Raw genomic sequence first — 22,471 nt, 5'->3', positions numbered from 1 at the left:
CCCGGCGCTCCACCGCGATCAGTCGAACGGGGGTCCGGAGTAAGAGACCCGGTGCTTGAACACCTCGCCGTCCCGGATCTCGGCGGTGTACGTCGGCCTCGGCGACATCGCGCGCCAGGCGTTCAGCACTTCTTCCGACTCCCAGTACTCGAAGATGTTCACCCGGTCCGGTTCGAGCGTGTCCGCCGAGATCACCACGTCGAAGCAGCCGGGATGGGCCCGCGCCTTCTCGACGATCACCTGGTGTCCCTCGACGTACCGGTCCCGCTCTTCCGGGTCGACGTACACCTTTCCCGCCACGATCACCGTCATTTCAGACTCCCTTCGTTCGTCGGTTCACCCCACCGACGAACGCGGACGACGCGAACCGACACGGGCGCGGAAGAAATCCGTCACCGATCGTCCGCCGGCGAAACACCAGATCGCGATCACCGGGTCGCAGATCGCGCAGCCGAACGACGAATCGTCCAGGAACGGGATGATAGGGGCGCCCTTCAGGTGGTGCACGACGTCCCAAGCCGTGTGCAGCAGCCAGCCGATCCCGATGAACGTCCACGATTCGAGCCCGCGGTACGCCACATAGGCCATCAGTGCGGTGAAGACGAGTTCCCAGATCCCGAGCCCGCCGCCGCTGGCGTAGGCCGCGCCCGCGCCGGCGATCATGACCGCGTTGAAGCGGCGGCGGTGCGGCTCGTGGATCAACGACATCAGGACGACATAGCCGAGGCCGACGAGAATCGGCGCGATGATCATCATGGCTCGACGCTAGGACCGGACGGCGCCCGCTCCCAGTGGCGTGAACGACGCCTTCCAACGGGATCTCGCCAACGGGCGGGTACCTTGCGGTTCATGCACACCGTCGCCGTCCTCGCGCTGGACAAGGTGATCCCGTTCGATCTCTCGACGCCGATCGAGGTCTTCACCAGGACCCGGCTCGCGGACGGAAGCCCGGGCTATCGCGTGGTCGTCTGCGCGGAACACCCGGAAGTCGACGCCGGGCACTTCATTCTGCGCGCGCCGCGGGGGCTGGACGCGCTGCGCGAGGCGGACACGATCATCGTCCCCGGCACCGCCGAGCCGGCCCGGCCGTTGCCGGAATCCGTCCACGCCGCGCTGAACTCGGCCGCCGCGAGGGGTACGCGGATCGCCTCGATCTGTTCCGGCACGTTCATCCTCGCCGCCGCGGGCCTGCTCGACGGCCTTCGCGCCACGACACATTGGGTCGCCGCCGAGGCACTGGCCGCGGCGTACCCGGATGTCGACGTCGACCCGGATGTGCTCTATGTCGACAACGGGCAGATCTTGACCTCCGCGGGCGCCGCCGCGGGCCTGGATCTGTGCCTGCACCTGATCCGGCGGGACCACGGCTCCGCGATCGCGGCCGACGCCGCCCGCCTCTCGGTCATGGCGCTCGAACGCGAGGGCGGCCAGGCGCAGTTCATCGCGTTGCGGCATCCGCCCGCGCCCCGTGGCGCGACGCTGGAGCCGACTTTGTTGTGGATACAGGAAAATCTCGCGCGCGAGCTCACACTGGCCGATATCGCCACGCGCGCCGGGATGAGCACGCGCACGCTGATCCGGCACTTCCGCGAGCAGACCGGGACGACGCCGTTGCAGTGGCTGCACCGGACCCGCGTCCGGCAGGCGCAGCATCTGCTGGAGACCACCGAACACGCCGTCGAGCGGATCGGCGCCGAAGTCGGTTTCGGTTCGCCCACCTCGTTCCGCGACCGGTTCAAACGCACGACCGGCGTCAGTCCGGGCACCTATCGACGCGCTTTCCGTTAAGCGGCGAGGGTCAGAACGGTGTCCGAAGCCCGCGCCCGGGCCTGGTCGGCGAACCGCCTCCGCGCGACGACGACTCTCAGCCATCGTTCGGAACGCTCGGCGTCCAGATCGGAGGTGGCTCGGGCGAGCACCTCGGCGGCGTGTGCGGCGGACTCGATCTCCGCGGCGGCGCCGAGGTAGTCGCCCGCCTCGATGAGCTTGTAGGCGTGGCGCATCTCGGTCTGCGCGGTCGAGTAGATGGCGTAGGCGGCGAGGTTGTTCGCCAGCGGGCCCAGTGAATGCGACATCGGATTCTCCGTTCCTTCTCTACAGACACGTCGAACGGGCCCGCCCCGGTTCGACATGGCGGACTGATTTTTTCCGAGGGTTGCGCGAAGTGGCCGCTTCACGACAGCCTGAAGCGCATGCCAGCCCGAGCGGCGTCGTTCCGCAGCGTCTTCGCGGTCGCCGGATTCCGCCGGATCTGGCTCGCACATCTGCTCTCGGTCGCCGGCGACCAGCTGGCCAGGGTCGCGCTCACGGTGCTGGTGTTCGACCGGACTTCGTCGGCGGGCTGGGCTTCGGCGGCGTACGCGCTGACCTTCGTGCCCGACCTCCTCGGCGGCGCGCTGGGCGGGGTCGCGGACCGGTTCTCACGACGCACCGTGATGGTGGTGACCGACGTCGGCCGCGCGGTCCTGATCGCGCTGATGGCGGTGCCCGGCCTCCCGCTGCCCGCCGCGGCCGCGCTGTTGTTCCTCGTCCAGCTCATGGCCGGGCCGTTCCACGCGGCCCGCCAGGCGATGCTGCCGGATCTGCTCGATCCGGACCGGCTGGTCGTCGGCCAGGCCGTCATCTCGTCCACCTACCAGGCCGGGCTCGTGGTGGGCTTCGGCGCGGGCGCCGCCGTCGTCACCGGTCTCGGCGTACCCGGGGCACTGCTGATCGACGCGGGAACGTTCGCGCTTTCGGCGCTCATGCTGCGCTTCGGGCTCAAACGTTTCCCGCCCTCGGCACCCGCCCATCACGAACGCCCGTCGCTGCTCGAGGGCTGCCGCCTGGTGGCGCGCGACCGCAAGCTGCGCTGGCTGCTGCTCATCGCCTGCTGCTGCGGTTTCTACGTCGTGCCCGAGGGCCTCGCCGTGCCGGTCGCCGCCGAACTGGGCGGCGCGGGCGCGTTGCCGTGGCTGCTGGCCGCGAACCCGGTCGGCTCGGTGCTCGGCGGGATCCTGCTGAGCCGGATCCCGCGTGAACGGCAGATCCGGGTGCTGGGCGCGCTGACGGTGGCGAGCAGCCTGGTGCTGATCCCGACCGGCTGGGCTCCGGGCTTGGTCACGATCGTCGTGCTGTGGACGATCTCGGGGGTGTTCTCCGCGCACGACATGATCACGCAGACGCAGTACAGCCTCGCCGCGCCGCCCGCCCATCGTGGCCAGGTGATCGGGGTCGCGATCGCGGCGCTGCGGGCGGCTCAGGCGGCGGGGATCGCGGCGGCCGGGCTGCTGGCCCAGGTCGTCGCGCCGACCACCGTGATCACCGTCGCGGCGATCGCCGGTGTGGTGGTCGCCTTCGTCGCCGGGGTGGGCTGGTCACGGGCGGTGTCGTCCCGCCGCGGCCCTCGGGAATCCGAAGATCCCGTGGGTCCGGTCGGCGGGACGACACCCGTTGGCGAACACGGTTCCTGACACATCACGTCCAGTTGTTGTCCCGACGGGTCGTCCAGTTGTTGTCACGCACTACGTTCACCTCCCTTCGCGAAAGCCGCGCTCGTGGGCGAGATCACTCAGGTCCAGTTGTTGTCACGCCGAGTGGTCCAGTTGTTGTCCCGCATGCCGTTCACCTCCCTCGAAATAGCGATCTATCCGGCAAAACACTCACCAGTTGTTGTCCTGCATCGGTGCACCTCCCTCGTTTCGGTTGGGCTGTCCGGGGGAATTCGGGGCCACGACTCTCATCGTCCGGACAACGACGGTCGTCGCAGTCCCGGTTCGATTACGGTGTAGATCACCGACGGAAGAGGGTGCGTGGACGGACGACTCGGCGGCGCGCGGCGGCGGCTCAAGGCCTGGCACCTGTGGAGCCTGCCGCGACCTGTGCGTTCCTACGTCCTGGTCGTGAATCTCATCGCAGTCCTCTCGACCGCCGCCACGGCCCGGCTGGTCCCGGTGACCGGTACCGATCTCGTCCGGTTCGGCGTCTTGACGCTGTGCGCGGCCATCGCGATCGAGGGCACCCGGCAGATCGAACGCCAACGGGAGTACGACAGAGCCCCGTCGGTCGCCTACGTCGACACCAAGGCGGTCTGGAGCGTCGCCGCCGTCATCGCGCTGCCTCCGGTGCTCGCCGCCGCGATGGTCGTGGTGACCTACACGATCGCATGGCTGCGGATCTGGCCACACCAACGGCCGGTTCTCCCCCATCGGTGGATCTTCTCCGCCGCGACGGTGCTCTGCGGCACGCAAGCCGCCGTCGTCGTCCTCAGCCTCGGCATGCGCCACTACCCAGGCGCGCCCGACTCCGGACTGCTCGCCGGACTGGGCGACCTCGCCGTCATCATCGTGGCCGCGGCCCTGCGCTGGGCGATCAACACCGTGCTGGTGATGGTCGCGATCGCGCTCTCGTCGCCGCCGAAGTCGATCGGCGAACTGTTCTCCGGGTTCGGCGACCAGATCCTCGAAGCGGGCGCGCTCGGCCTCGGCCTCGTAACGGCCGTCGTCCTCGTCCAGACCAATCCGCTGGTGCTGGTCGGCGTCGTCATCGCGCTGGTCGCGCTGCACCGCGGGCTGCTGCTGACGCAGTACCGGCGTGACGCGCACACCGACGCCACCACCGGTCTCGTCACGAAACGCCGCTGGCGTCAGCTGGCGGAGGAACAGCTGGGCCGCACTCGCGCCGGCCGCAAACTCGGCGTGCTGTTCCTCGACCTCGACAACTTCAAGACGATCAACGACACCTACGGCCACCCCAACGGCGACCTCGTCCTGCGCGCGGTCGGCGACGCCCTGCTCGCCGAGGTCCGCGAACAGGACATCTGCGGGCGGTGGGGCGGCGAGGAATTCGCGATCGTCATCCCGGACATCCACGGCGAGGAGACGCTGCGCCAAGTGGCCGAACGGATCCGGCACCAGGTTGCGGTGGTCTCGGTCGCCCTGCCCGATCGCGACACCGTGCTGACCGATCTGACGGTGTCGATCGGCGGGGCGCTGTACCCGGCGGCCAACATCACCAGCGTCGACGACCTCCTCGTCGCCACCGATACCGCGCTCTACCGCGCGAAGCAGGGTGGCCGCAACAGGGTCGAACTGGCGCCGCCCGCGCAGTAGGGTTCGCCGCGTCCGGGGTGGAGCGCAGATTTCCTTATATGAAAGGAATGCGCTCGGGGCGAGTTATGACACTACTACTGGCCCGAAACTGTCGGTGGTCGGTTGTACGTTCTGCGTGTGGACACACTCAACGCCACTGTGGCGCTACTCAAGGAAATCACCTCGTCGGAAGCTCTTCGGGAGGTCAATGCTTCACTGGATTCGTTGGCGGACAACGATTCCATGGATGCCGCCATCGCCGCGTCGGAGGGCATCGCACGCTTGGAGGCAATTCGGTTCCGTGCTCTGGGTCGATTAAGCCGTCATCGCGATGGAGCCTCCAGTGTGGTGCAGGAGGTCGCGTTCGCTCTGTCCGTTGTGGACGGACATGCCGCCGGACTGGTCTCGACGGCTGAAGCGCTGACGACTCGGCTGCCGCGCACGTTGGGGTTGCTCGACCAGGGGAAGGTGGGCGGCTATGGGGCGATGAAAGTCGCCACGGCCACTGCCTGGCTGTCGGACGAGGACGCTAGCGCGGTGGACGCGGTCCTGGAAGATCGGATCCCGGACCGCAACTCCGATCAGATACGGAAAGCCGCCAACCACGCGGCGATGATGGCCGACCGCGACGGCGCCTCCCGCCGGGCCGAACGCAACCGCGGCGGACGTCGTTTGACTGTGCGGCACGGCGACACCGGCGTGGCCTCCATCGAAGTCGAAGACGGCCCCGCCGAGAAGGTCGCCGCCGCCTACACGCGCATCGATCGTGAAGCCCGCGCCCTGCGCGCCGACGGGGAGACCCGCACCCTGGACCAGTTACGTGCTGACGTCGCCCTCGACCTTCTGCTGGGCGGTCAGGGCGGGAAGAGCGAACGGTCGGAGGTGTTCCTCTACATGGACCTGAACACCTACCTCGGGCTGAACGACGATCCTGCCGAGATGGCCGGGCATGGGCATATCCCCGCCTCGCTGGCCCGGGAAATCGCCAGTGGGTCGAACACGGTCCTGCGGCGGATCATCACCGACCCACTCTCAGGACAGGTCCTCGACCTCGGCCGCAACCGCTACCGACCCACCGCCGGACTGGACGAGTTCGTTCGGGTGCGGGACCGGGAATGCCGAAGACCCGGATGCCACCGTGTGGCCCAAGCCTGCGACCTCGACCACTCCCTGCCTTGGCAACACGGCGGCCATACGTCGGATACCGAACTGATCGATCTGTGCCGCCGCGACCACCGCCTGAAAGACGAACCCGGCTGGAACTACAAGCTCGCTTCCGACGGAACCCTCACGATCACCACACCCACCGGACAGCGCTACGACAGCACACCACCCCCACTGCACGAACCCCGCGACGAAGCACCACCGTTCTGAGCCCTCGCCGGAAAACGGCAACGGCACGACGCAGTGTCGCGAACCTGGCCTCTTCCCGTCCGAGCCCCGTCGCCGAATGGCGACGACAGCAGCGAGGCCACAAGTCGCCGAAAAACGACCACGAATGCCGCATGCGGCCGCGCCTCGCTTACTCCTCACCAACCGGCCGTCGCCGAAAAACGGCCACTCCCCGCCAGACCGCCCCAAGACCCGACACCAACGCCAACAACCCCCAGGCTCCGCCGACCACCCCGGTGAAACCGGCGTGAACACCCGGTGACACCTCCCGACCCCTACCGGCAACCCCAGCCGCCAGTTGTCCACTTCATGACGTCATCCGGCCCTGCCCCTAGGTGTTCCACGACACTTTTTGGCGGGTTCCTACAATCCCCGGCCCCCGGCATGCGCCACCGGCGACATTCTCGTACCGGCCGGTAAGAGGCAGGCTGTTAGACAGGTATCAGGAGACCGTCCCGCGCGTGATCCAGCGGGACGGTGCCGCTCACTTGGGAGGCTCAGTCGGTGTTCAGTCGTGTCGCCATCGTCAACCGCGGGGAAGCCGCGATGCGGCTCATCCACGCCGTCCGCGAGCTTTCGGCGGAGACCGGACGGCGGATCGAGACCGTCGCGCTCTTCACGGACGCGGACCGGTCGGCGACGTTCGTGCGGGAAGCCGACATCAGCTACAACCTCGGGCCCGCGTCGGCGCGTCCGTATCTCGATTTCGCCGTGCTGGAGCGGGCGCTGACCGAGACCGGGGCCGACGCGGCCTGGGTCGGCTGGGGGTTCGTGGCCGAGGATCCGGCCTTCGCGGAGCTGTGTGAGCGGCTGGGCGTGACCTTCATCGGTCCGAGCGCGGACGCGATGCGCAAACTCGGCGACAAGATCGGCGCGAAGCTGATCGCCGAAGAGGTCGGCGTGCCCGTCGCTCCGTGGAGCCGCGGCGCCGTCGCGGATCTCGACGCCGCCATCAAGGCCGCCGCCGAGATCGGTTATCCGCTGATGCTCAAGGCGACCGCCGGCGGCGGCGGTCGCGGTATCCGCGTCATCACCTCCGCCGACGAGCTCAAGGACGCCTACGAGCGCACCAGCCTGGAGGCCGAGCGCGCCTTCGGCAGCGGCGTCGTCTTCCTGGAGCGTCTGGTCACCGGCGCCCGGCATGTCGAGGTCCAGGTCATCGCCGACGGCCAGGGCACCGCGTGGGCGCTCGGCGTCCGCGACTGTTCGGTGCAGCGCCGCAACCAGAAGATCATCGAGGAGTCCGCCTCCCCGGTCCTGAGCCCCGAGCAGGCCGACGAGCTCAAGCGGTCCGCCGAGCGGCTCGCGCTCGCGGTCGAGTACCGCGGCGCCGGAACGGTCGAGTTCCTCTACCACCCCGGCGACAAGCTGTTCGCGTTCCTCGAGGTGAACACCCGGCTGCAGGTCGAACACCCGATCACCGAGCTGACCACCGGCATGGACCTGGTCAAGGCCCAGCTGCACGTCGCTTCCGGCGGCAAGCTCGACGGCGTCCAGCCCGCAGAGTTCGGCCACGCCGTCGAAGCGCGGCTCAACGCCGAGGACCCGGACCGCGACTTCGCGCCGTCCCCGGGCCGCATCGCCCGCCTGGACCTGCCCGCCGGCCCCGGTATCCGGGTCGACACCGGGGTCAGCGAAGGCGACACCATCCCGGCCGACTTCGACTCGATGATCGCGAAGATCATCGCCTACGGCCGCGACCGCGACGAGGCGCTCGGCCGTCTGCGCCGCGCGATGGCGCAGACCACGGTCATCATCGAGGGCGGCGCGACCAACAAGAGCTTCGTCCTCGACCTGCTCGACCAGCCCGAGGTGATCGACGGCAGCGCCGACACCGGCTGGATCGACCGTGTCCGCGGCGAGGGCAAGCTGGTCACCCACCGCCATTCGGCGATCGCGCTCGCGGCCGCCGCGATCGAGGCCTACGAGGACGAGGAAGCCGTCGAGCGCCAGCGGCTCCTCTCCACCGCGCACGGCGGCCGCCCGCAGGTCCAGCACGAAAGCGGCCGACCGCTCGACCTCAAGCTGCGCGGCGCTGCGTACCGCGTGAGCGTCGCCAGGATCGGCCACCGCCGGTTCCGCGTCGGCGTCTCGGCGGGCGGCGGCGACATCCACCCCGCCGACGTCGAGGTCGACCGGTTCGACGAGCACACCGGCCAGATCACCGTCAACGGCACCCGGTTCCGCCTGGTCACCGGCACCCACGGCCCGATCCACCTGGTCGAGGTCGACGGCATCACCCACCGCATCAGCCGGGACGAGGGCGGCGTCGTCCGCTCCCCCGCGCCCGCGCTCGTCGTCGCGACCCCGTTGGAGGTCGGCGCCGAGGTCGAGGCCGGCGCGCCCGTGCTGGTGCTGGAAAGCATGAAGATGGAGACGGTGCTCCGCGCGCCGTTCCGCGCGAAGCTGCGTGAGTGCGTCGTCTCGGTCGGCAGCCAGGTCGAGACCGGCGCTCCCCTGCTGCGGCTCGAACCGGTCGCGGAGGAAGGCGAAGAGGTCGCCGAGGACAGCGGCAGCGTCGAGATCGAGCTGCCCGCGGAGCCGGACGGCACGTCGGCGGTCCAGCGGATCACGCGGGGACAGCAGGATCTGCGCAGCCTCCTGCTGGGCTTCGACGTCGACCCGCACGACGAGCGCCGCACGCTCAGCGCGTACCTGGCCGCCCGCGCCGAACTGGAGGGCAACGGCGACCGCCCGTTGGAGGGCGAGGTCGAACTGCTGACCGTGTTCGCCGACCTGTCCGAGCTGATGCGCAACAAGCCGATGCGCGAGGACGTCAAGGCGGACACCCGGGTGCACAGCGCCCGCGAGTTCTTCCACACCTACCTGCAGAGCCTCGACGTCGAACGCGCCGGGCTGTCGGAGTCGTTCCAGAACAAGCTCAAGAAGGTGCTGGCGCACTACGGCATCAAGGATCTGGAGCGCACGCCGGAGCTGGAGGAAGCGGTCTTCCGCATCTTCCTCGCCCAGCAGCGGACCTCGTCCGACGTCGCGATCGTCACCGCGCTGCTGCGGCAGTGGCTCACCGAGCCGCAGCCGTTCGAGTCGATGCGCGAGCCGGCGGGCAAGGCGCTGGAGCAGCTCATCGCCGCCACCCAGCTCCGCTTCCCGGTCGTCGGCGACCTGGCGCGCAGCGTCGTGTTCCGCTGGTTCGCCCAGCCGCTGCTGCGCCGCACCCGCGCCGAGGCGTACAGCGAGGTCCGCAAACACCTGCGGCACCTCGACCGGCACCCGGATTCGCCGGACCGCGCCGAGCGGATCGCGAGCATGCTGGCCAGCGCCCAGCCGCTGGTCCGCCTGCTCGGACAGCGGATCGGCCGCCCCGGCACCGATCACAGCCCGCTGCTGGAGGTGCTGAGCCGCCGCTACTACGGCAACCGCGCGCTCACCGGCGTCCAGCAGGTGACCGTCGGCGGATGCACCTTCGTCACCGGTGACTACGCCGACGCGAACGAGCGGTTCCACATGGTCACCACCGCCGTCGACCGCGCCGGGCTGCCCGGGGCGATCAAGGCGGTCGCCGATCTCGCCGCTCAGCTGCCCGCCGACACCGACGTCGAGGCGGACCTCTACCTGACGTGGGACGACGAGTCGGCCGACGACGACGCGATGGCCGCGGGGCTGCGCGAGGTCCTCACCTCTGGGGCGTTGCCGAGCCGGGTCCGGCGCATCACCACCACGGTCGCCGGGCACGGCGGCGCGGTGATGCACCACCACTTCACCTTCCGCCCGTCCTCGACCGGATTCAGCGAAGAACGGCTGATCCGCGGTCTGCACCCGCTGATCGCCCAGCGGATGCAGTTGCAGCGGCTGGCGAACTTCGACCTCACGCGACTGCCGTCGGGTGACGAGGACGTCTACCTGTTCAAGTGTGTCTCGCCGATGAACCCGTCGGATCAGCGACTGGTCGCGCTCGCCCAGGTCCGTGACCTGACCCCGTTGCGGGACAACGACGGCAAGCTGCTGGCCCTGCCCGCGGTCGAAGGCACGCTGGCGGGCTGCCTCGACGCGATCCGCGAGGTGCAGGCGAAGCTTCCGCCGAAGAAGCGCTTCGACACCAACCGGATCATGCTGTACGTGTGGCCGACCAGTGAGCTCACCGGTGAGGAGCTCGACACGGTCGCCCAGCGCGTGCAGCCGTCGACGGCGGGCGCGGGCCTCGAAGAGGTCCAGTTCCTCGGCAGGCAGCGCGATCGCGCCACCGGCGAGGTCAAAGAGGTCGCCGTGCGCATCGGCTACGACGTGAGCGGCGGCGTGCAGATGTCGCTTTCCGAGCCCACGACCGAGCCGATCCTCCCGCTCGACGACTACCGCCAGAACGTGCTGCGCGCCCGTCGCCGCGACACCGTGTACCCGTACGAGCTGACCGAGATGCTCGGTTCGTTCACCGAGTACGACATGGACGACACGAACACCCTCGTCCCGGTCGACCGGAAGAAGGGCCGCAACAAGGCGGCGATCGTCGCCGGTGTGGTCACCACGCCGACCGAACGTCACCCCGAGGGCGTCAAACGCGTGGTGCTGCTGGGCGACCCGACGAAGGCGCTCGGCGCGCTGTCGGAGCCGGAGTGTTCGCGAGTGATCGCGGCGCTGGACCTCGCCGAGCGACTGAGGGTCCCGCTGGAGTGGTACGCGCTCTCGGCCGGCGCCCGGATCTCGATGGAGTCCGGTACCGAGAACATGGACTGGGTCGCGGCCGCGCTCAAGCGGATCGTGCACTTCACCCAGAACGGCGGCGAGATCAACATCGTGGTCGCCGGGATCAACGTCGGCGCCCAGCCGTACTGGAACGCCGAAGCGACGATGCTCATGCACACCAAGGGAATCCTGGTGATGACGCCGGATTCCGCGATGGTGCTGACCGGTAAGCAGTCCCTCGACTTCTCCGGTGGTGTCTCGGCCGAGGACAACTTCGGCATCGGCGGCTACGACCGTGTCATGGGCCCGAACGGCCAGGCGCAGTACTGGGCGCCGAACCTCGCCGCGGCGCGCGACGTGCTGATGTCGCACTACGACCACACCTACGTGGCGCCGGGCGAGCCCGGTCCGCGCAAGGCGGTCACGAACGACCCGATCGACCGGGACATCTCGTCGTTCCCGCACGCGGCCGTCGACAGCGACTTCACCACGGTCGGCCAGATCTTCTCGCGGGAGGCCAACCCGGACCGCAAGAAGCCGTTCGACATCCGCACCGTGATGCGCGCGCTGTCGGATCAGGACCACCCGGTGCTGGAACGCTGGCCGGGTATGGCCGACGCGGAGACCGCGGCCGTGCAGGACGTGCACCTCGGCGGGCGGCCGGTGTGCCTGCTCGGTATCGAGTCGCGTTCGGTGCCGCGCCGCGGCTTCCCGCCCACCGACGGCCCGGACACCTACACCGCGGGCACGCTGTTCCCGCGGTCGTCGAAGAAGGCGGCGCGGGCGATCAACGCGGCCAGCGGCAACCGGCCGCTGGTGGTGCTGGCGAACCTGTCCGGTTTCGACGGCTCGCCGGAGTCGATGCGGAAGCTGCAGCTGGAGTACGGCGCGGAGATCGGCCGGGCGATCGTCAACTTCGAGGGCCCGATCGTGTTCACCGTGATCTCGCGGTACCACGGCGGCGCGTTCGTGGTCTTCTCGAAGGCGCTGAACCCGAACATGACGGTGCTGGCGCTGGAAGGCTCGTTCGCCTCCGTGCTCGGCGGGGCGCCCGCCGCGGCGGTCGTGTTCGCCGGTGAGGTCAACGCGCGGACCGCGGCGGATCAGCGGGTGCGGTCGCTCACCGAGAAGCTCAGCGGGGCGGTGGGTGCCGAACGTGCCGCGCTGGCCGCGGAGCTGGCCGAGGTCCAGTCGTCGGTGCGGGCCGAGAAGCTGGGCGCGGTCGCGTCCGAGTTCGACGGCGTGCACAGCATCGAGCGCGCGGTGAAGGTCGGTTCGGTGGACGCGATCATCAGCGCCGCCGAGATGCGGCCGCGCATCATCGAAGCGATCGAAGCGGGCCTGGCGAAGCAGTAGCCGTCGCCCCTTCCGGAATGTCATGAAAGGGTCGTTCAGGACGAAAAATGTCCTGAACGACCCTTTCATGACATCCGGGGCAGGTTAGTCGGTGGGCGGCTGATCCCCGAAGTCCTCGGGCGCGATCTTGTCCAGCGCCGCCCGGAACTCCTCGACCTCCCGTTCCTGCGCGGCCGGGTCGGACGGCACCGACGGCAGTTCGGAGTCGGGCCCGGCTCCCACGATCTCGACCCGCACCGAAGCGACCTCCAGCACCGCGTCCGCCACCTCGATCCCGACCCCGGCCCGCAACCCGATCGCGACCGCGTCACTAGGCCGGGCCGAAACGCGGATCCCGGAATCGAGTACCAGGTCGGCGAAGAAGATGCCGTCCCGCAGCGCGGTGACCTGCACTCCGGTGACCCGGTGCCCGAACGACTCGACGACCTGGCCGATCAGTTCGATCGTGCCGGGCCGCGGCAGCCGGATCCGTTCCTGCGCGAGCGCCACCGCGCTCGCCTCCGGGCCGCCGATCGTGATCGCCAGCCAGCGGCGTTCGCCCTCCCGTTCCCGCAGCAACATCACCGGTGCCGCTTCCGGGGCCAGGACTGCCATCCCCTCGACGTCCATCGAAATCATGCGCGGTACCTCATTCCCTCGCCTCAGGCGGTGTCGTCGTCCTTCAGTGCCTTGTCCGCCACCACTTCCGACGGGGCGGACTGGTCGCGGCGCTGGAACGGGGTCGTATGCCCCTCGGCGCGCATCCGGGCGATCATGTGCGGGTAGTGGAGTTCGAACGCCGGCCGTTCCGACCGGATCCTCGGCAGATCGAAGAAGTTGTGCCGGGGTGGCGGACAGGTCGTCGCCCACTCCAGGGAGTTCCCGTGTCCCCACGGGTCGTCGACTTCGACGACCTCCCCGAACCGGTGGCTGCGGACGACGTTCCAGAGGAACGGCAGCACCGACGCGCCCAGCAGGAACGCGCCGATCGTGGAAATGGTGTGCAGCAGGGTGAATCCGTCCGTGCTCAGGTAATCGGCGTAGCGGCGCGGCATTCCTTCGTTGCCGAGCCAGTGCTGGACGAGGAACGTCATGTGGAAGCCGATGAACGTGGTCCAGAAATGGAGCTTCGCGAGCCGCTCGTCGAGCATCCGCCCGGTCATCTTGGGGAACCAGAAGTAGATCCCGGCGAAGGTGGCGAACACGATGGTGCCGAACAGCACGTAATGGAAGTGCGCCACCACGAAATAGGTGTCGTGGATGTGGAAGTCCAGCGGTGGCGCGGCGAGGATGATCCCGGTCAGCCCGCCGAGCAAAAACGTCACCATGAACCCGATCGACCACAGCATCGGCGACTCGAAGGTGAGCTGCCCCTTCCACATGGTGCCGATCCAGTTGAAGAACTTGATCCCGGTCGGCACCGCGATCAGGAAGGTCATGATGGAGAAGAACGGCAGCAGCACCGCGCCGGTGGCGAACATGTGGTGCGCCCACACGGCGAACGACAGCGCGGTGATCGCGATCGTCGCGAACACCATGAGTTTGTAGCCGAACAACGGTTTCCGGCTGAACACCGGCACGATCTCGGTGATGATCCCGAAATACGGCAACGCGACGATGTACACCTCGGGATGCCCGAAGAACCAGAACAGGTGCTGGAACAGGATCGCCCCGCCGTTGGCCGGATCGAAGACGTGCGCGCCGAGCCGCCGGTCGGCCTCCAGCCCGAACAGCGCCGCGGTGAGGATCGGGAAGACCGCCAGGATCAGGATGGTGGTGAACAGGATGTTCCAGGTGAACAACGGCAGCCGCCACATGGTCATCCCGGGCGCGCGCAGGCAGAGGATCGTGGTGACCATGTTGACCGCGCCGAGGATCGTCCCGAGCCCGGACACGATCAGGCCCATGATCACCAGATCGGCGCCGACGCCCGGCGTGTGCGCGGCGTTGGACAGCGGCGTGTACATCGTCCACCCGAAGTCGGGCGCGCCGCTCGGCGTCAGGAACGAGCTGAGCACCATCAGCCCGCCGAAGAGGTAGAGCCAGTAGGAGAACGCGTTCAGCCGCGGGAAGGCGACGTCCGGCGAACCGATCTGCAGCGGGAGAATGTAGTTGGCGAAGGCGAAGAGATTCGGCGTCGCGTACAGCAGCAGCATGATCAGGCCGTGCATGGTGAACAGCTGGTTGTACTGCTCCTGCGACAGGAACTGCATACCCGGCCTGCCGAGCTCGCCGCGCATCAGCAGCGCCATGAAGCCGCCGATGAGGAAGAACGCGAACGAGGTGCTCAGGTAGAGCACGCCGATCGTCTTGTGGTCGGTGGTGCGGACGACGCCGAGGAACACACTCCCCTTGGGGGCACGGATCCGCCCGCCGAAGCGGACGGCCTCCGGTCGCGGAGAGGGCTTCACGGCGGTCATGGCGACTCCCAGCACGAGGACACACCTTCTGAAGGCTGGTACCCCTCCAGGAGAGTCCCTACACGCGGGCTTTTCAAGGGCTGGTCGAGTAGAGGACCCTGGCCACCGTGAGTGAAGGGGGCTCCGATGAATCTCGCCGCCGTCCATGCCGCCGCGGCGGCGCAGCGGGCGCGGGTCACGCCGGGTATCGAGGACATGGACCGCTATCTGGAATCCCAGGTGGCCGATGTTTCCCACCGCGAGGTGATCGGGCCGGCGCTGCCCGGCTCCGGGGCGAGCGGGGTGGTCGTCCACCGCGGGGAACGCGTCGTGTCCTGGGGTGATCCCGAGGTGCCGGAAATGGCGTTCAGCGCCACCAAAAGTGTCGTGTCGACCGTCGCGGGCCTCGCTTTCGACGCCGGCCTGATCCCGGACGTCCACCAGCCGGTGACCGACACCCTCGCCATGCCCGAGCTGGCCGGCCCGAGCGCGATCACCTGGCACCACCTGCTGCAGCAGACCAGTCAATGGGACGGTGAGCTCTGGGGCAAACCGGCGTGGGCGGACGCCGGGAGCCTCGGTCCGGGCAGCGCGCCGCCGGACGCCCCGCCGGGCGCCGGATGGGCGTACAACGACGTCCGGGTGAATCTGCTCTGCCTCGCGCTCACCCGCCTGTTCGGCCGGTCGCTGCCCTCGGTGCTGCGGGACGGCGTCCTCGGGCCGATGGGCGCGTCCGCGACCTGGTCGTGGCACGGCTACCGCGGTGCGACGACCGACATCGACGGTGAAACCGTTCCAGTCGTCAGCGGCGGAGCGCATTGGGGAGGCGGCCTGTGGATCTCCGCCGGCGACCTCGCCCTGCTCGGCTCGCTCTACCTTCGCGACGGCGAGCACCACGGCCGCCGTCTGCTCAGCCGCGAGTGGATCGAGCGCACCTGGAGCCCGTGCGCCCACAACCCGGATTACGGCTACCTCTGGTGGCTCAACGACCGTCGGCGGGTCTTCCCGGCCGCTCCGCCGAGCGGCCGGTGTGCCCGCGGGAACGGCGGCAGGCACCTGCTGTGGGTCGATCCCGAACGCGACCTAGTCATCGTCTCCCGCTGGGGTGAGGACGCCGGACGGTTGCTGCACGAGGTCTCGGCCGCGATCTCCTAGGCGAGGAGATCCTCCAGATGGTCCGCCGCCGTCGCGGCCCCGCCCGCCTCCCGGAACGAGGCGCCCACCTTCTCGGCGGCCGACCGGTACCCCGGATCGCCCAGCACCTTCGTCACGGCGGCCGCGATCCGTTCGGGTTTCGCCTTGCCGAACCGCAGCCGGACACCGGCGCCCGCGTCGACGACCTGACCGGCGATGATCGGCTGATCGTCCCGGATCGGCGCGACCACGAGCGGCACTCCATGCCACAGGCTCTCGCAGACGGTGTTGTGCCCGCCGTGGCAGACGACGGCGTCCACGCGGGCCAGAAGTGCCATCTGGGGCACCTGTGGCACCACGAGCACCGTGTCCCCCACCGGACCCACGGCACCGCCTGGATCGGCGATGACGGTCTGGATCCCGTCGACGCCGGAGAGTCCCTGGGCGGCCGCGCGGAGGAAGTCCCCGGCGGCGTCGGCGTTCGCGGTGCCGAGCGTGACGAACACGGCGGGCACCGCCGGGTCGAGCCGGTCCCATGGGAAGCCGCCGGTGGGCGCGCGCCCGCCGATGGACGGCCCGACCAGCCGGACCCGGCTCGGCAGCGCGGCCGGGCCGAGCAGCTCCCGGGTGGTGAACGCGAGCACGCCGTGCGGCGACATCCGGGGGTCGGCGGGGCCGCCGTCGATCCGCGCGCGCAGGCCGTCGAGGAGGTCGTCGAGCCAGGCCGCCACCTTGGGGAGCCCGGCCAGGGGATCGACGAGTTCTGCGGACGTCGTCGCGGAGGTGACCCACGGCAGGCCGAGCCCGTCGGCGACGAGACCGCCCGCGACGGCCTGCTGGTCGGCGACCACCACCTGCGGGCGGAACCGGCCGATCGCGGCGCGGACCCCGGGCGCCATCGCCTCGGCCAGCGGGATCAGGAACTCCGCCCACAGGAACCGGAACGCCGCCGGTCCCTTGAGGCTCGCGTCGCGTTCGGGCAGGCGGCGCGGGATCGCGCACGGGAACACGACGGCACCGTCGCCGGCGAGCCGACGGATGACCTCCGGCCGCCCCGCCCAGGCGACCTCGTGCCCACGTGCGGTGAGGGCGGCCGCGACCCCGGCCGCGGGGTTCACGTGCCCGGTCAGCGGCGGGGTGACGAAGAGGAATCTGCCCACTCAGGCCACCGTTTCGCACGAGTGTTCGCGGACCCAGCCCAGGATCAGTTCCGACGTCTCCGCGGTGCGCTCGACGAGCACCGAATGTCCTTGGTCCGGCAGGACGACGGTGCGGCAGCGGCCGAGGTTCGCCTCCAGGTCCGGGACCTGCGCCGAAAGCCCCGACTGGTCGCCGAACAGCGCGAACACCGGGCAGCGGACGGCCTTGAGGTCGTCGTCGATGGTCCGGCTCAGCGGGATGTCCTCCGCCAGCGTGGTGGCCGCGAGGATCTTGTACGCGGATTTCGACAGCCGGGCGGTGTGCGCGCCGTGGTTCTCGGCGATCCAGCCGATCACCTCGTCGTGCGCGAGCCGGTTCTTCGCGTCGGCGAGCCCTTCGGCCATGTGCCCGGCCCACGCCCGCACCGGTGGCTCCGCCTCGATGGCGACGACGCTGGCGACGCGTTCGGGACGCGATGCCGCGAGCCCGAACGCGATCGAGCCACCGAAGGAGTTCCCGACCACGTGCACCGGCCAGTCGATCCCGAGCTCGGTGAGCAGGCCCTCCAGGTCGGCGACGAACTCCTCCAGCCGGTAGCCGGTGGCGGGCCTCGTCGTGCGGCCGTGCCCGCGAAGGTCGTACATGACGACATCGATGCCTTGCGCGGCGAAGGCGGGCCCGAGCGTGAAGTAGTAGCTCGCCAGGCTGTCGGTGAGGAGGCCGTGGACGAACACCACGACCGGCGCCGTGCCGTCCGGCGGACCCAGCCGCTGCACGTGGACGTCGAGGTCGCCGACCTTGACCTTCGCCATGCTCAGGCCTTCCCCGCCAGGGACGCGACCACGTGGTCGACCAGTTCGCCGACGGTCAGCGCGATGATCTCGTCCAGTTCGCGTTCCGCGATGAACTCGGCGAAGTTGACCTTGTCGCCGTAGTGGTCGCGCAGCCGGCCGGACAGCGTCACGAGGTCGATGCTCTCCAGTTCGAGGTCGTCGTGGAACTTCGTGTCCCGGCCGATCTCGGCGTCGTCCAGCCCGTACTCCTCGAGCAGTTCTCGCAGCATCACGGTGAGGTCGGCCAGTACGGTCCCGGCCGCCGCGGTTTCGGTGGTCATTCTTCGTTCTCCGTCCAAGCCACGACGTAATCCGTCAGCGGTGTGGTGATCGTGGTGTGCCACACCGGATACCGGGCACCGCCCACCTCCACGGTGAGCCGCCCGTCGTCCGCGCCGACGACGGCGAAAGCGCGCGGATCACCGCGCAAACCGGTGCGGAGCCGTTTCGCGACGGCCTCCTTGGCGGCCCAGAATCTGGTGAACCACACCGCTTCCGGCTCGCCGAGCAGGGCACGTTCCGCCGGGCCGAGAGCAGCGGCGACCGTGCTCTCCGGCCGGTCTTCGACGGCTTCGATGTCGATCCCGCAGGGCTCTCGCCGGGCGATGGCGACGCCGAGCGCGTCCCGATGGGCGATCGAGACGGTGAGCTCCGGCAGGCTTCTCCCATAGGCGCCCGAGACGGTCGGCGCCCCCGACGAGTCGTTCCCGATCCGCAGTTCGGCCGGGAAGATGTCGCCCGCGCCGTCTGTCCACAAGAGACGCCGGATGGCGTCCTTCGCCGCGATCCTGCCGAGCAGCCAGGCCCGTCTCCGGCGCGGGGACTGGCCGGTGTACGCCTGTCTTTCCTCCCCGGCGAGCACGTTCCGCATGATCAGCTCGCGGGTGGCCAGATCCGGCCATTGCTCGCGGACCAGTGCCCAGCCGCCGGGGCGTGCCTCGGACAGCGTGGCCCGCTCGGGCCGCCGGTCCATCGCCCGGATCACCGGGTTGCTGTCGAACCGGCGATCACGCCAGCCCTCGACCTCGGCCCAGACCCGGCCACCGCGGATCAGCTGGACGTCCGCTTCGAGTTCCGCGTCGGTCACCGACACGATGCGGACGACGCAGTCGACCCGGTCCCCCGGTAAGGGATGTTCGCCGTAGAACCGGATCCGCCGCATCCCCACCGGGAAAACCGTGGTCCTGGCGGGCAGCCGCGACATGATCCAGTACCCGAGCAGCTGACCGGCGTTGTCCAGCAGCGCCCCCGGCGCGTCCGGGGTCCGCAGCACTCCGCGCACGTGGCGGTCCCCGACCGCGACCAGTTCCTCGACGCCCTGGAACCTCGGCCCGTGGAACATCCAGCGCTCGGTGTAGAGCTGCTCGGCGCGCAAGTCCGGCTTCCGTTCGCGCGAGGCCGGGAACGTCCACGGCCCGGGCGGAGCGGCGGGGAACGCGGCGTCCAGATCGACGACGGCCCTGGAGTAGTCGCCGAGGGAGACCCCGGCCCGGGAAGGGCCTTGCGGCACCACGGTCACCGGTACGTCCAGCGCGGGGATCGCGGCGATCCACTGGTTCAGCCGGACGTCCTCCAGCGCGACCGCGCGACGGCCCGGCGCGGCCTGCTCGGCGAAGTCCATCAGATGCCCGATCACCGTCGTCGCGGGGACGACCGGCCACGAGTCGGCGGGATCCGCACCGGGCGGTTGTTTGAAGAAGCAGTGGTCGAGCAGATACGGCATCGTCTCGACGGAGACGTGGAGTTCGGTGCGCGACGGCCGGATCCGGGGCGCCGGCCTGGCGGCGAACAGTTCGGCCGCCAGGCCGGCGGTGTCGGCCAGCAACCCGGAGAATTCGGCTGCCAGCGGGTTCCGTTTCCCGATCTTGTCCAAAGTGGACGTACCGGCGCCCGACGGGCGGAACCCGTGCCGGACGCGTTCGTCGAGCGACACGAGCGCGCCGCCGAGGTCGAGCCGGATCGTCCGGCCGCGTTTCGCGCCGCGTTGGCCCGGCAGGAGTTCGAACGCCGGATCGGCGCCGTCGGCCCACAAGGCCGTCGCGGTCCGCAGCAGTTGCGGAAGACCGGACCGGTGCGCGGAATGCGCGGCGACGACGAGATGTTCGCGATCGTGCAAGGTGTTCCCGATCAGCGACCCGAGCTGCCCCGCGCCCGTCTGCACGAACGCGCGGAATCCGGCCGCGTACAGGTTCTCCACGAGACCGCGGAATCGCACCGGTTCCAGCAGGTGCCGGACGAACAGGTCCCGTACTTCCGCGGCGGCCGCCGGGTAGGGTTTTCCGGTCGTGGCGGACCAGACCGGGAGTTTCGCCGGATGCAGCGTGTAGCGTTCGGCGGCCTCACGGATCGGGCCGAGATACGGGGCGAGCATCGGCGTGTGGAAGCCGGACCGGAACGGGAGCACCTGGGAGATCACGCCGTCCGCGCGGAATTCGCGCACGAACCCGTCGACGGCCTCCGCCGGCCCGCAGATCATCGCCTGATTGGGCGCGTTGTCGTGGGAAAGGACCACTTCGGACTGTCCTTTGAGGACTTCGGTGACCACGGGGGCGGCCGCGCCGATCACCGCGAAGGCCAGCCCCGGTACCTTGAGCGCGTCGGGATCGAAGCCGGCCAGGAAGGCGTCCACCTCGGTGTCGGCGTGGATCCCGGCGACGGCCATGGCGGTCCACTCCCCCAGGCTGTGCCCGGCGAGCGCGTCCGGGGTGACGCGCAGCCTGCGCAACGCCGTGTCGAGGAGTCTGCCCAGCTGGAACACGCCCTTGCCGTGCCTGCCGACGTCGCCGATGGTGACGTCCGGCGTTTCCCAGCGGATACCGAAATGCCGGGCGATGTCGTCGGCGTGCGCCTCAAAGTCGTTCTCCAGCCCGGGGAAGACGAACGCGAGCTTGCCCCCGCCCGTGCCGAGCAGCGGTTCCGGAACGAACCAGAGATCGTTCCGGCCACGCCAGGGTCTGCCCTTCGCCACCACTTTCCTGGCCAGGTTCAGCCGCTTGGGCGTCGGGTCGACGAGCCCGAGCCGGACCTGGCCGCGACCGGTGCCACTCTCTCTCAGGACGTCGTCGTGCTCGAGCAGACAGCCCATCTCGGCGACGGTCGGTGCCGAGAGCCGCAGGAGCCGTTCGGGCTCGGAGACCTCGACGGCGGGCCGGGTCGCGGCCTGCTCCAGGACCACGTGGGCGTTGATCCCGCCGAAGCCGAACGCGTTGACCCCCGCCCGCCGCACCGGCCGCCGGTCGTCGGTCTCCCAGGTCTTCGCGGCGCCGAGCGTCTCGAACCGGGTCGCCGCCAGCGCCGGATGCGGGTTCTCGCAGTGCAGGGTCGGCGGCAGAACTCCGTGGTACACGGCCAAAGCGGCCTTGACGAGTCCGGCGACGCCCGCCGCGGGCATGGTGTGCCCGATCATCGACTTGACCGAGCCGAGCACCGCCGTCGGCTCGTCCTCCTGCCCGAAGACCTCCGCGATCGTCGCCAGTTCGGCCGCGTCGCCCGCCGGGGTGGCGGTCCCGTGCGCTTCGAGCAGACCGATCGTGACGGGGTCGATTCCCGCCGCGTTCCAGGCCTGCCGCACCGCGCGGACCTGACCGGCGGTGTCCGGAGTGGACAGTCCGGCGGTCCGGCCGTCGCTCGCCACACCGGTCCCCGTGACGACGGCGTAGACCCGGTCGCCGTCCCGTTCGGCGTCCGCGAGCCGTTTGAGCACGACGATCCCGGTGCCCTCGCCGATCAGAACCCCGTCCGCGTCCTCGTGGAACGGCCGGATCCGCTGGCTTCGCGACAGCGCACCGAGCTGGGAGAACACGCTCCAAAAGGTGACGTCGTGGCAATGGTGCACGCCACCGGCCAGTACAACGTCGCATCGCCCGGTCGCCAGTTCGCGAACGGCGTGGTCGACGGCGACGAGCGACGAGGCGCAGGCGGCGTCCACGGTGTACGCGGGTCCGCGCAGGTCGAGCCGGTTCGCCAGCCGCGACGCGGCGAGGTTGGGCACGAGCCCGATCGCGGCGTCGGGGGCTTCGGGACCGAGCCGGTCGGTGAAGGCCCGGCGGAGTTCCTCCAGCCGCTCGCCGCCGAGTTCGGGCATCAGTTCGCCGAGGGTGCGGACGACCTGGGTGGCCGTGCGCACCCGCTGGTCCAGCCGCACCAGACCGGGCGTCAGATAGCCGCCGCGGCCGAGGATGACGCCGGTCCGCTGCCGGTCGGCGGGCAGCCGGTGCTCCCCGCCCGCGTCGGCGATGGCCTGCGCGGCCACCCGCAGCGCGATCAGCTGATCGGGTTCGGTACCGGGGACCGACGACGGCATCACGCCGAAACCGGTGACGGCCACTTCGGCCAGTTCACCGACGAAACCGCCGCGATGGCAGTAGATCCGGTCCGCCCGTGGTTCGGCGTCGGGCTGGTAGAACCCCGGATCCCAGCGGTCGGCCGGGACTTCGGTGATCGCGTCGACGCCGTCGACGATGTTGCGCCAGTAGGTGTCGAGGTCGGGGGCGCCCGGGAACAGCACCGACATCCCGACGATCGCGATCGG

At 69.9% G+C, this 22,471-nt stretch carries 15 protein-coding genes; 6 read left to right on the top strand and 9 right to left on the bottom strand.

Features of this window, described 5'->3' with window-relative positions:
- Positions 1-18: 18 nt before the first annotated feature.
- Entirely contained in the window at positions 19-312 is a 294-nt protein-coding gene (locus DMC64_RS42315) for a putative quinol monooxygenase (RefSeq protein ID WP_125738196.1), read from the bottom strand.
- 24 nt (positions 313-336) lie between these two features.
- Positions 337-756, bottom strand: a complete 420-nt coding sequence (locus DMC64_RS42310) for a DUF6010 family protein (RefSeq protein WP_037344213.1) — start codon at positions 754-756, stop codon at positions 337-339.
- Between the two features lie 93 nt (positions 757-849).
- Here DMC64_RS42310 and DMC64_RS42305 point away from each other — a divergent pair, with 93 nt between their 5' ends.
- Positions 850-1,788 carry a GlxA family transcriptional regulator gene (locus DMC64_RS42305; protein WP_125738195.1) on the top strand — a complete coding sequence of 313 codons (939 nt, stop codon included), beginning with the start codon at positions 850-852 and terminating at the stop codon, positions 1,786-1,788.
- Here DMC64_RS42305 and DMC64_RS42300 read toward each other — a convergent pair.
- The gene (locus DMC64_RS42300; RefSeq protein ID WP_038515299.1) at positions 1,785-2,075 is read right to left on the bottom strand and encodes a hypothetical protein; all 291 of its coding nucleotides are present in this window, start codon (positions 2,073-2,075) and stop codon (positions 1,785-1,787) included. The genes DMC64_RS42305 and DMC64_RS42300 overlap by 4 nt on opposite strands.
- A 117-nt stretch (positions 2,076-2,192) precedes the next feature.
- Between DMC64_RS42300 and DMC64_RS42295 the strand changes: the two genes are divergently transcribed.
- The 4 genes from DMC64_RS42295 (at position 2,193) to DMC64_RS42280 (ending at position 12,455) form a co-directional block, all read left to right on the top strand.
- Positions 2,193-3,452 (top strand): MFS transporter, encoded by a 1,260-nt coding sequence (locus tag DMC64_RS42295; protein WP_125738194.1) that lies wholly within the window; start codon positions 2,193-2,195, stop codon positions 3,450-3,452.
- Between the two features lie 339 nt (positions 3,453-3,791).
- Positions 3,792-5,090, top strand: a complete 1,299-nt coding sequence (locus tag DMC64_RS42290) for a diguanylate cyclase (RefSeq protein WP_370325896.1) — start codon at positions 3,792-3,794, stop codon at positions 5,088-5,090.
- Positions 5,091-5,228: 138 nt separating this feature from the next.
- Positions 5,229-6,443: an HNH endonuclease signature motif containing protein gene (locus tag DMC64_RS42285; protein ID WP_199755276.1), complete on the top strand. Its 1,215-nt coding sequence runs from the start codon at positions 5,229-5,231 to the stop codon at positions 6,441-6,443.
- Positions 6,444-6,965: 522 nt separating this feature from the next.
- Positions 6,966-12,455 (top strand): carboxyl transferase domain-containing protein, encoded by a 5,490-nt coding sequence (locus DMC64_RS42280; RefSeq protein ID WP_125738193.1) that lies wholly within the window; start codon positions 6,966-6,968, stop codon positions 12,453-12,455.
- Between the two features lie 84 nt (positions 12,456-12,539).
- Here the strand turns inward: DMC64_RS42280 and DMC64_RS42275 are convergent, their stop codons facing one another.
- Positions 12,540-13,073 carry a bifunctional nuclease family protein gene (locus DMC64_RS42275; protein WP_125738192.1) on the bottom strand — a complete coding sequence of 178 codons (534 nt, stop codon included), beginning with the start codon at positions 13,071-13,073 and terminating at the stop codon, positions 12,540-12,542.
- A gap of 23 nt (positions 13,074-13,096) precedes the next feature.
- A complete protein-coding gene (gene ctaD, locus DMC64_RS42270; protein ID WP_199755274.1) occupies positions 13,097-14,854 on the bottom strand; it encodes a cytochrome c oxidase subunit I in 1,758 nt (585 codons plus the stop codon).
- A 126-nt stretch (positions 14,855-14,980) separates the two neighbouring features.
- Between ctaD and DMC64_RS42265 the strand changes: the two genes are divergently transcribed.
- Positions 14,981-15,988 carry a serine hydrolase gene (locus DMC64_RS42265; RefSeq protein ID WP_233630002.1) on the top strand — a complete coding sequence of 336 codons (1,008 nt, stop codon included), beginning with the start codon at positions 14,981-14,983 and terminating at the stop codon, positions 15,986-15,988.
- Here the strand turns inward: DMC64_RS42265 and DMC64_RS42260 are convergent.
- From DMC64_RS42260 to DMC64_RS42245, 4 genes are read right to left on the bottom strand one after another with little or no spacing between them, the layout of a single operon-like run.
- Positions 15,985-17,127 carry a glycosyltransferase gene (locus DMC64_RS42260; RefSeq protein ID WP_125738190.1) on the bottom strand — a complete coding sequence of 381 codons (1,143 nt, stop codon included), beginning with the start codon at positions 17,125-17,127 and terminating at the stop codon, positions 15,985-15,987. The genes DMC64_RS42265 and DMC64_RS42260 overlap by 4 nt on opposite strands.
- Entirely contained in the window at positions 17,128-17,919 is a 792-nt protein-coding gene (locus DMC64_RS42255; RefSeq protein ID WP_125738189.1) for an alpha/beta fold hydrolase, read from the bottom strand. It abuts the gene before it with no gap.
- A gap of 2 nt (positions 17,920-17,921) precedes the next feature.
- Positions 17,922-18,221, bottom strand: coding sequence for an acyl carrier protein (locus DMC64_RS42250; RefSeq protein ID WP_037344201.1), 300 nt, complete (start codon positions 18,219-18,221; stop codon positions 17,922-17,924).
- Positions 18,218-22,453 carry a beta-ketoacyl synthase N-terminal-like domain-containing protein gene (locus tag DMC64_RS42245; RefSeq protein ID WP_233630006.1) on the bottom strand — a complete coding sequence of 1,412 codons (4,236 nt, stop codon included), beginning with the start codon at positions 22,451-22,453 and terminating at the stop codon, positions 18,218-18,220. The genes DMC64_RS42250 and DMC64_RS42245 overlap by 4 nt, the downstream gene beginning before the upstream one ends.
- Positions 22,454-22,471: the final 18 nt, after the last annotated feature.

The sequence above is a fragment of the Amycolatopsis sp. WAC 04197 genome, from assembly GCF_003947475.1.
GTDB lineage: Bacteria > Actinomycetota > Actinomycetes > Mycobacteriales > Pseudonocardiaceae > Amycolatopsis > Amycolatopsis japonica.
Note: the sequence above shows the minus strand (reverse complement) of the source record. Positions and strands in the feature narration are given on the sequence as shown.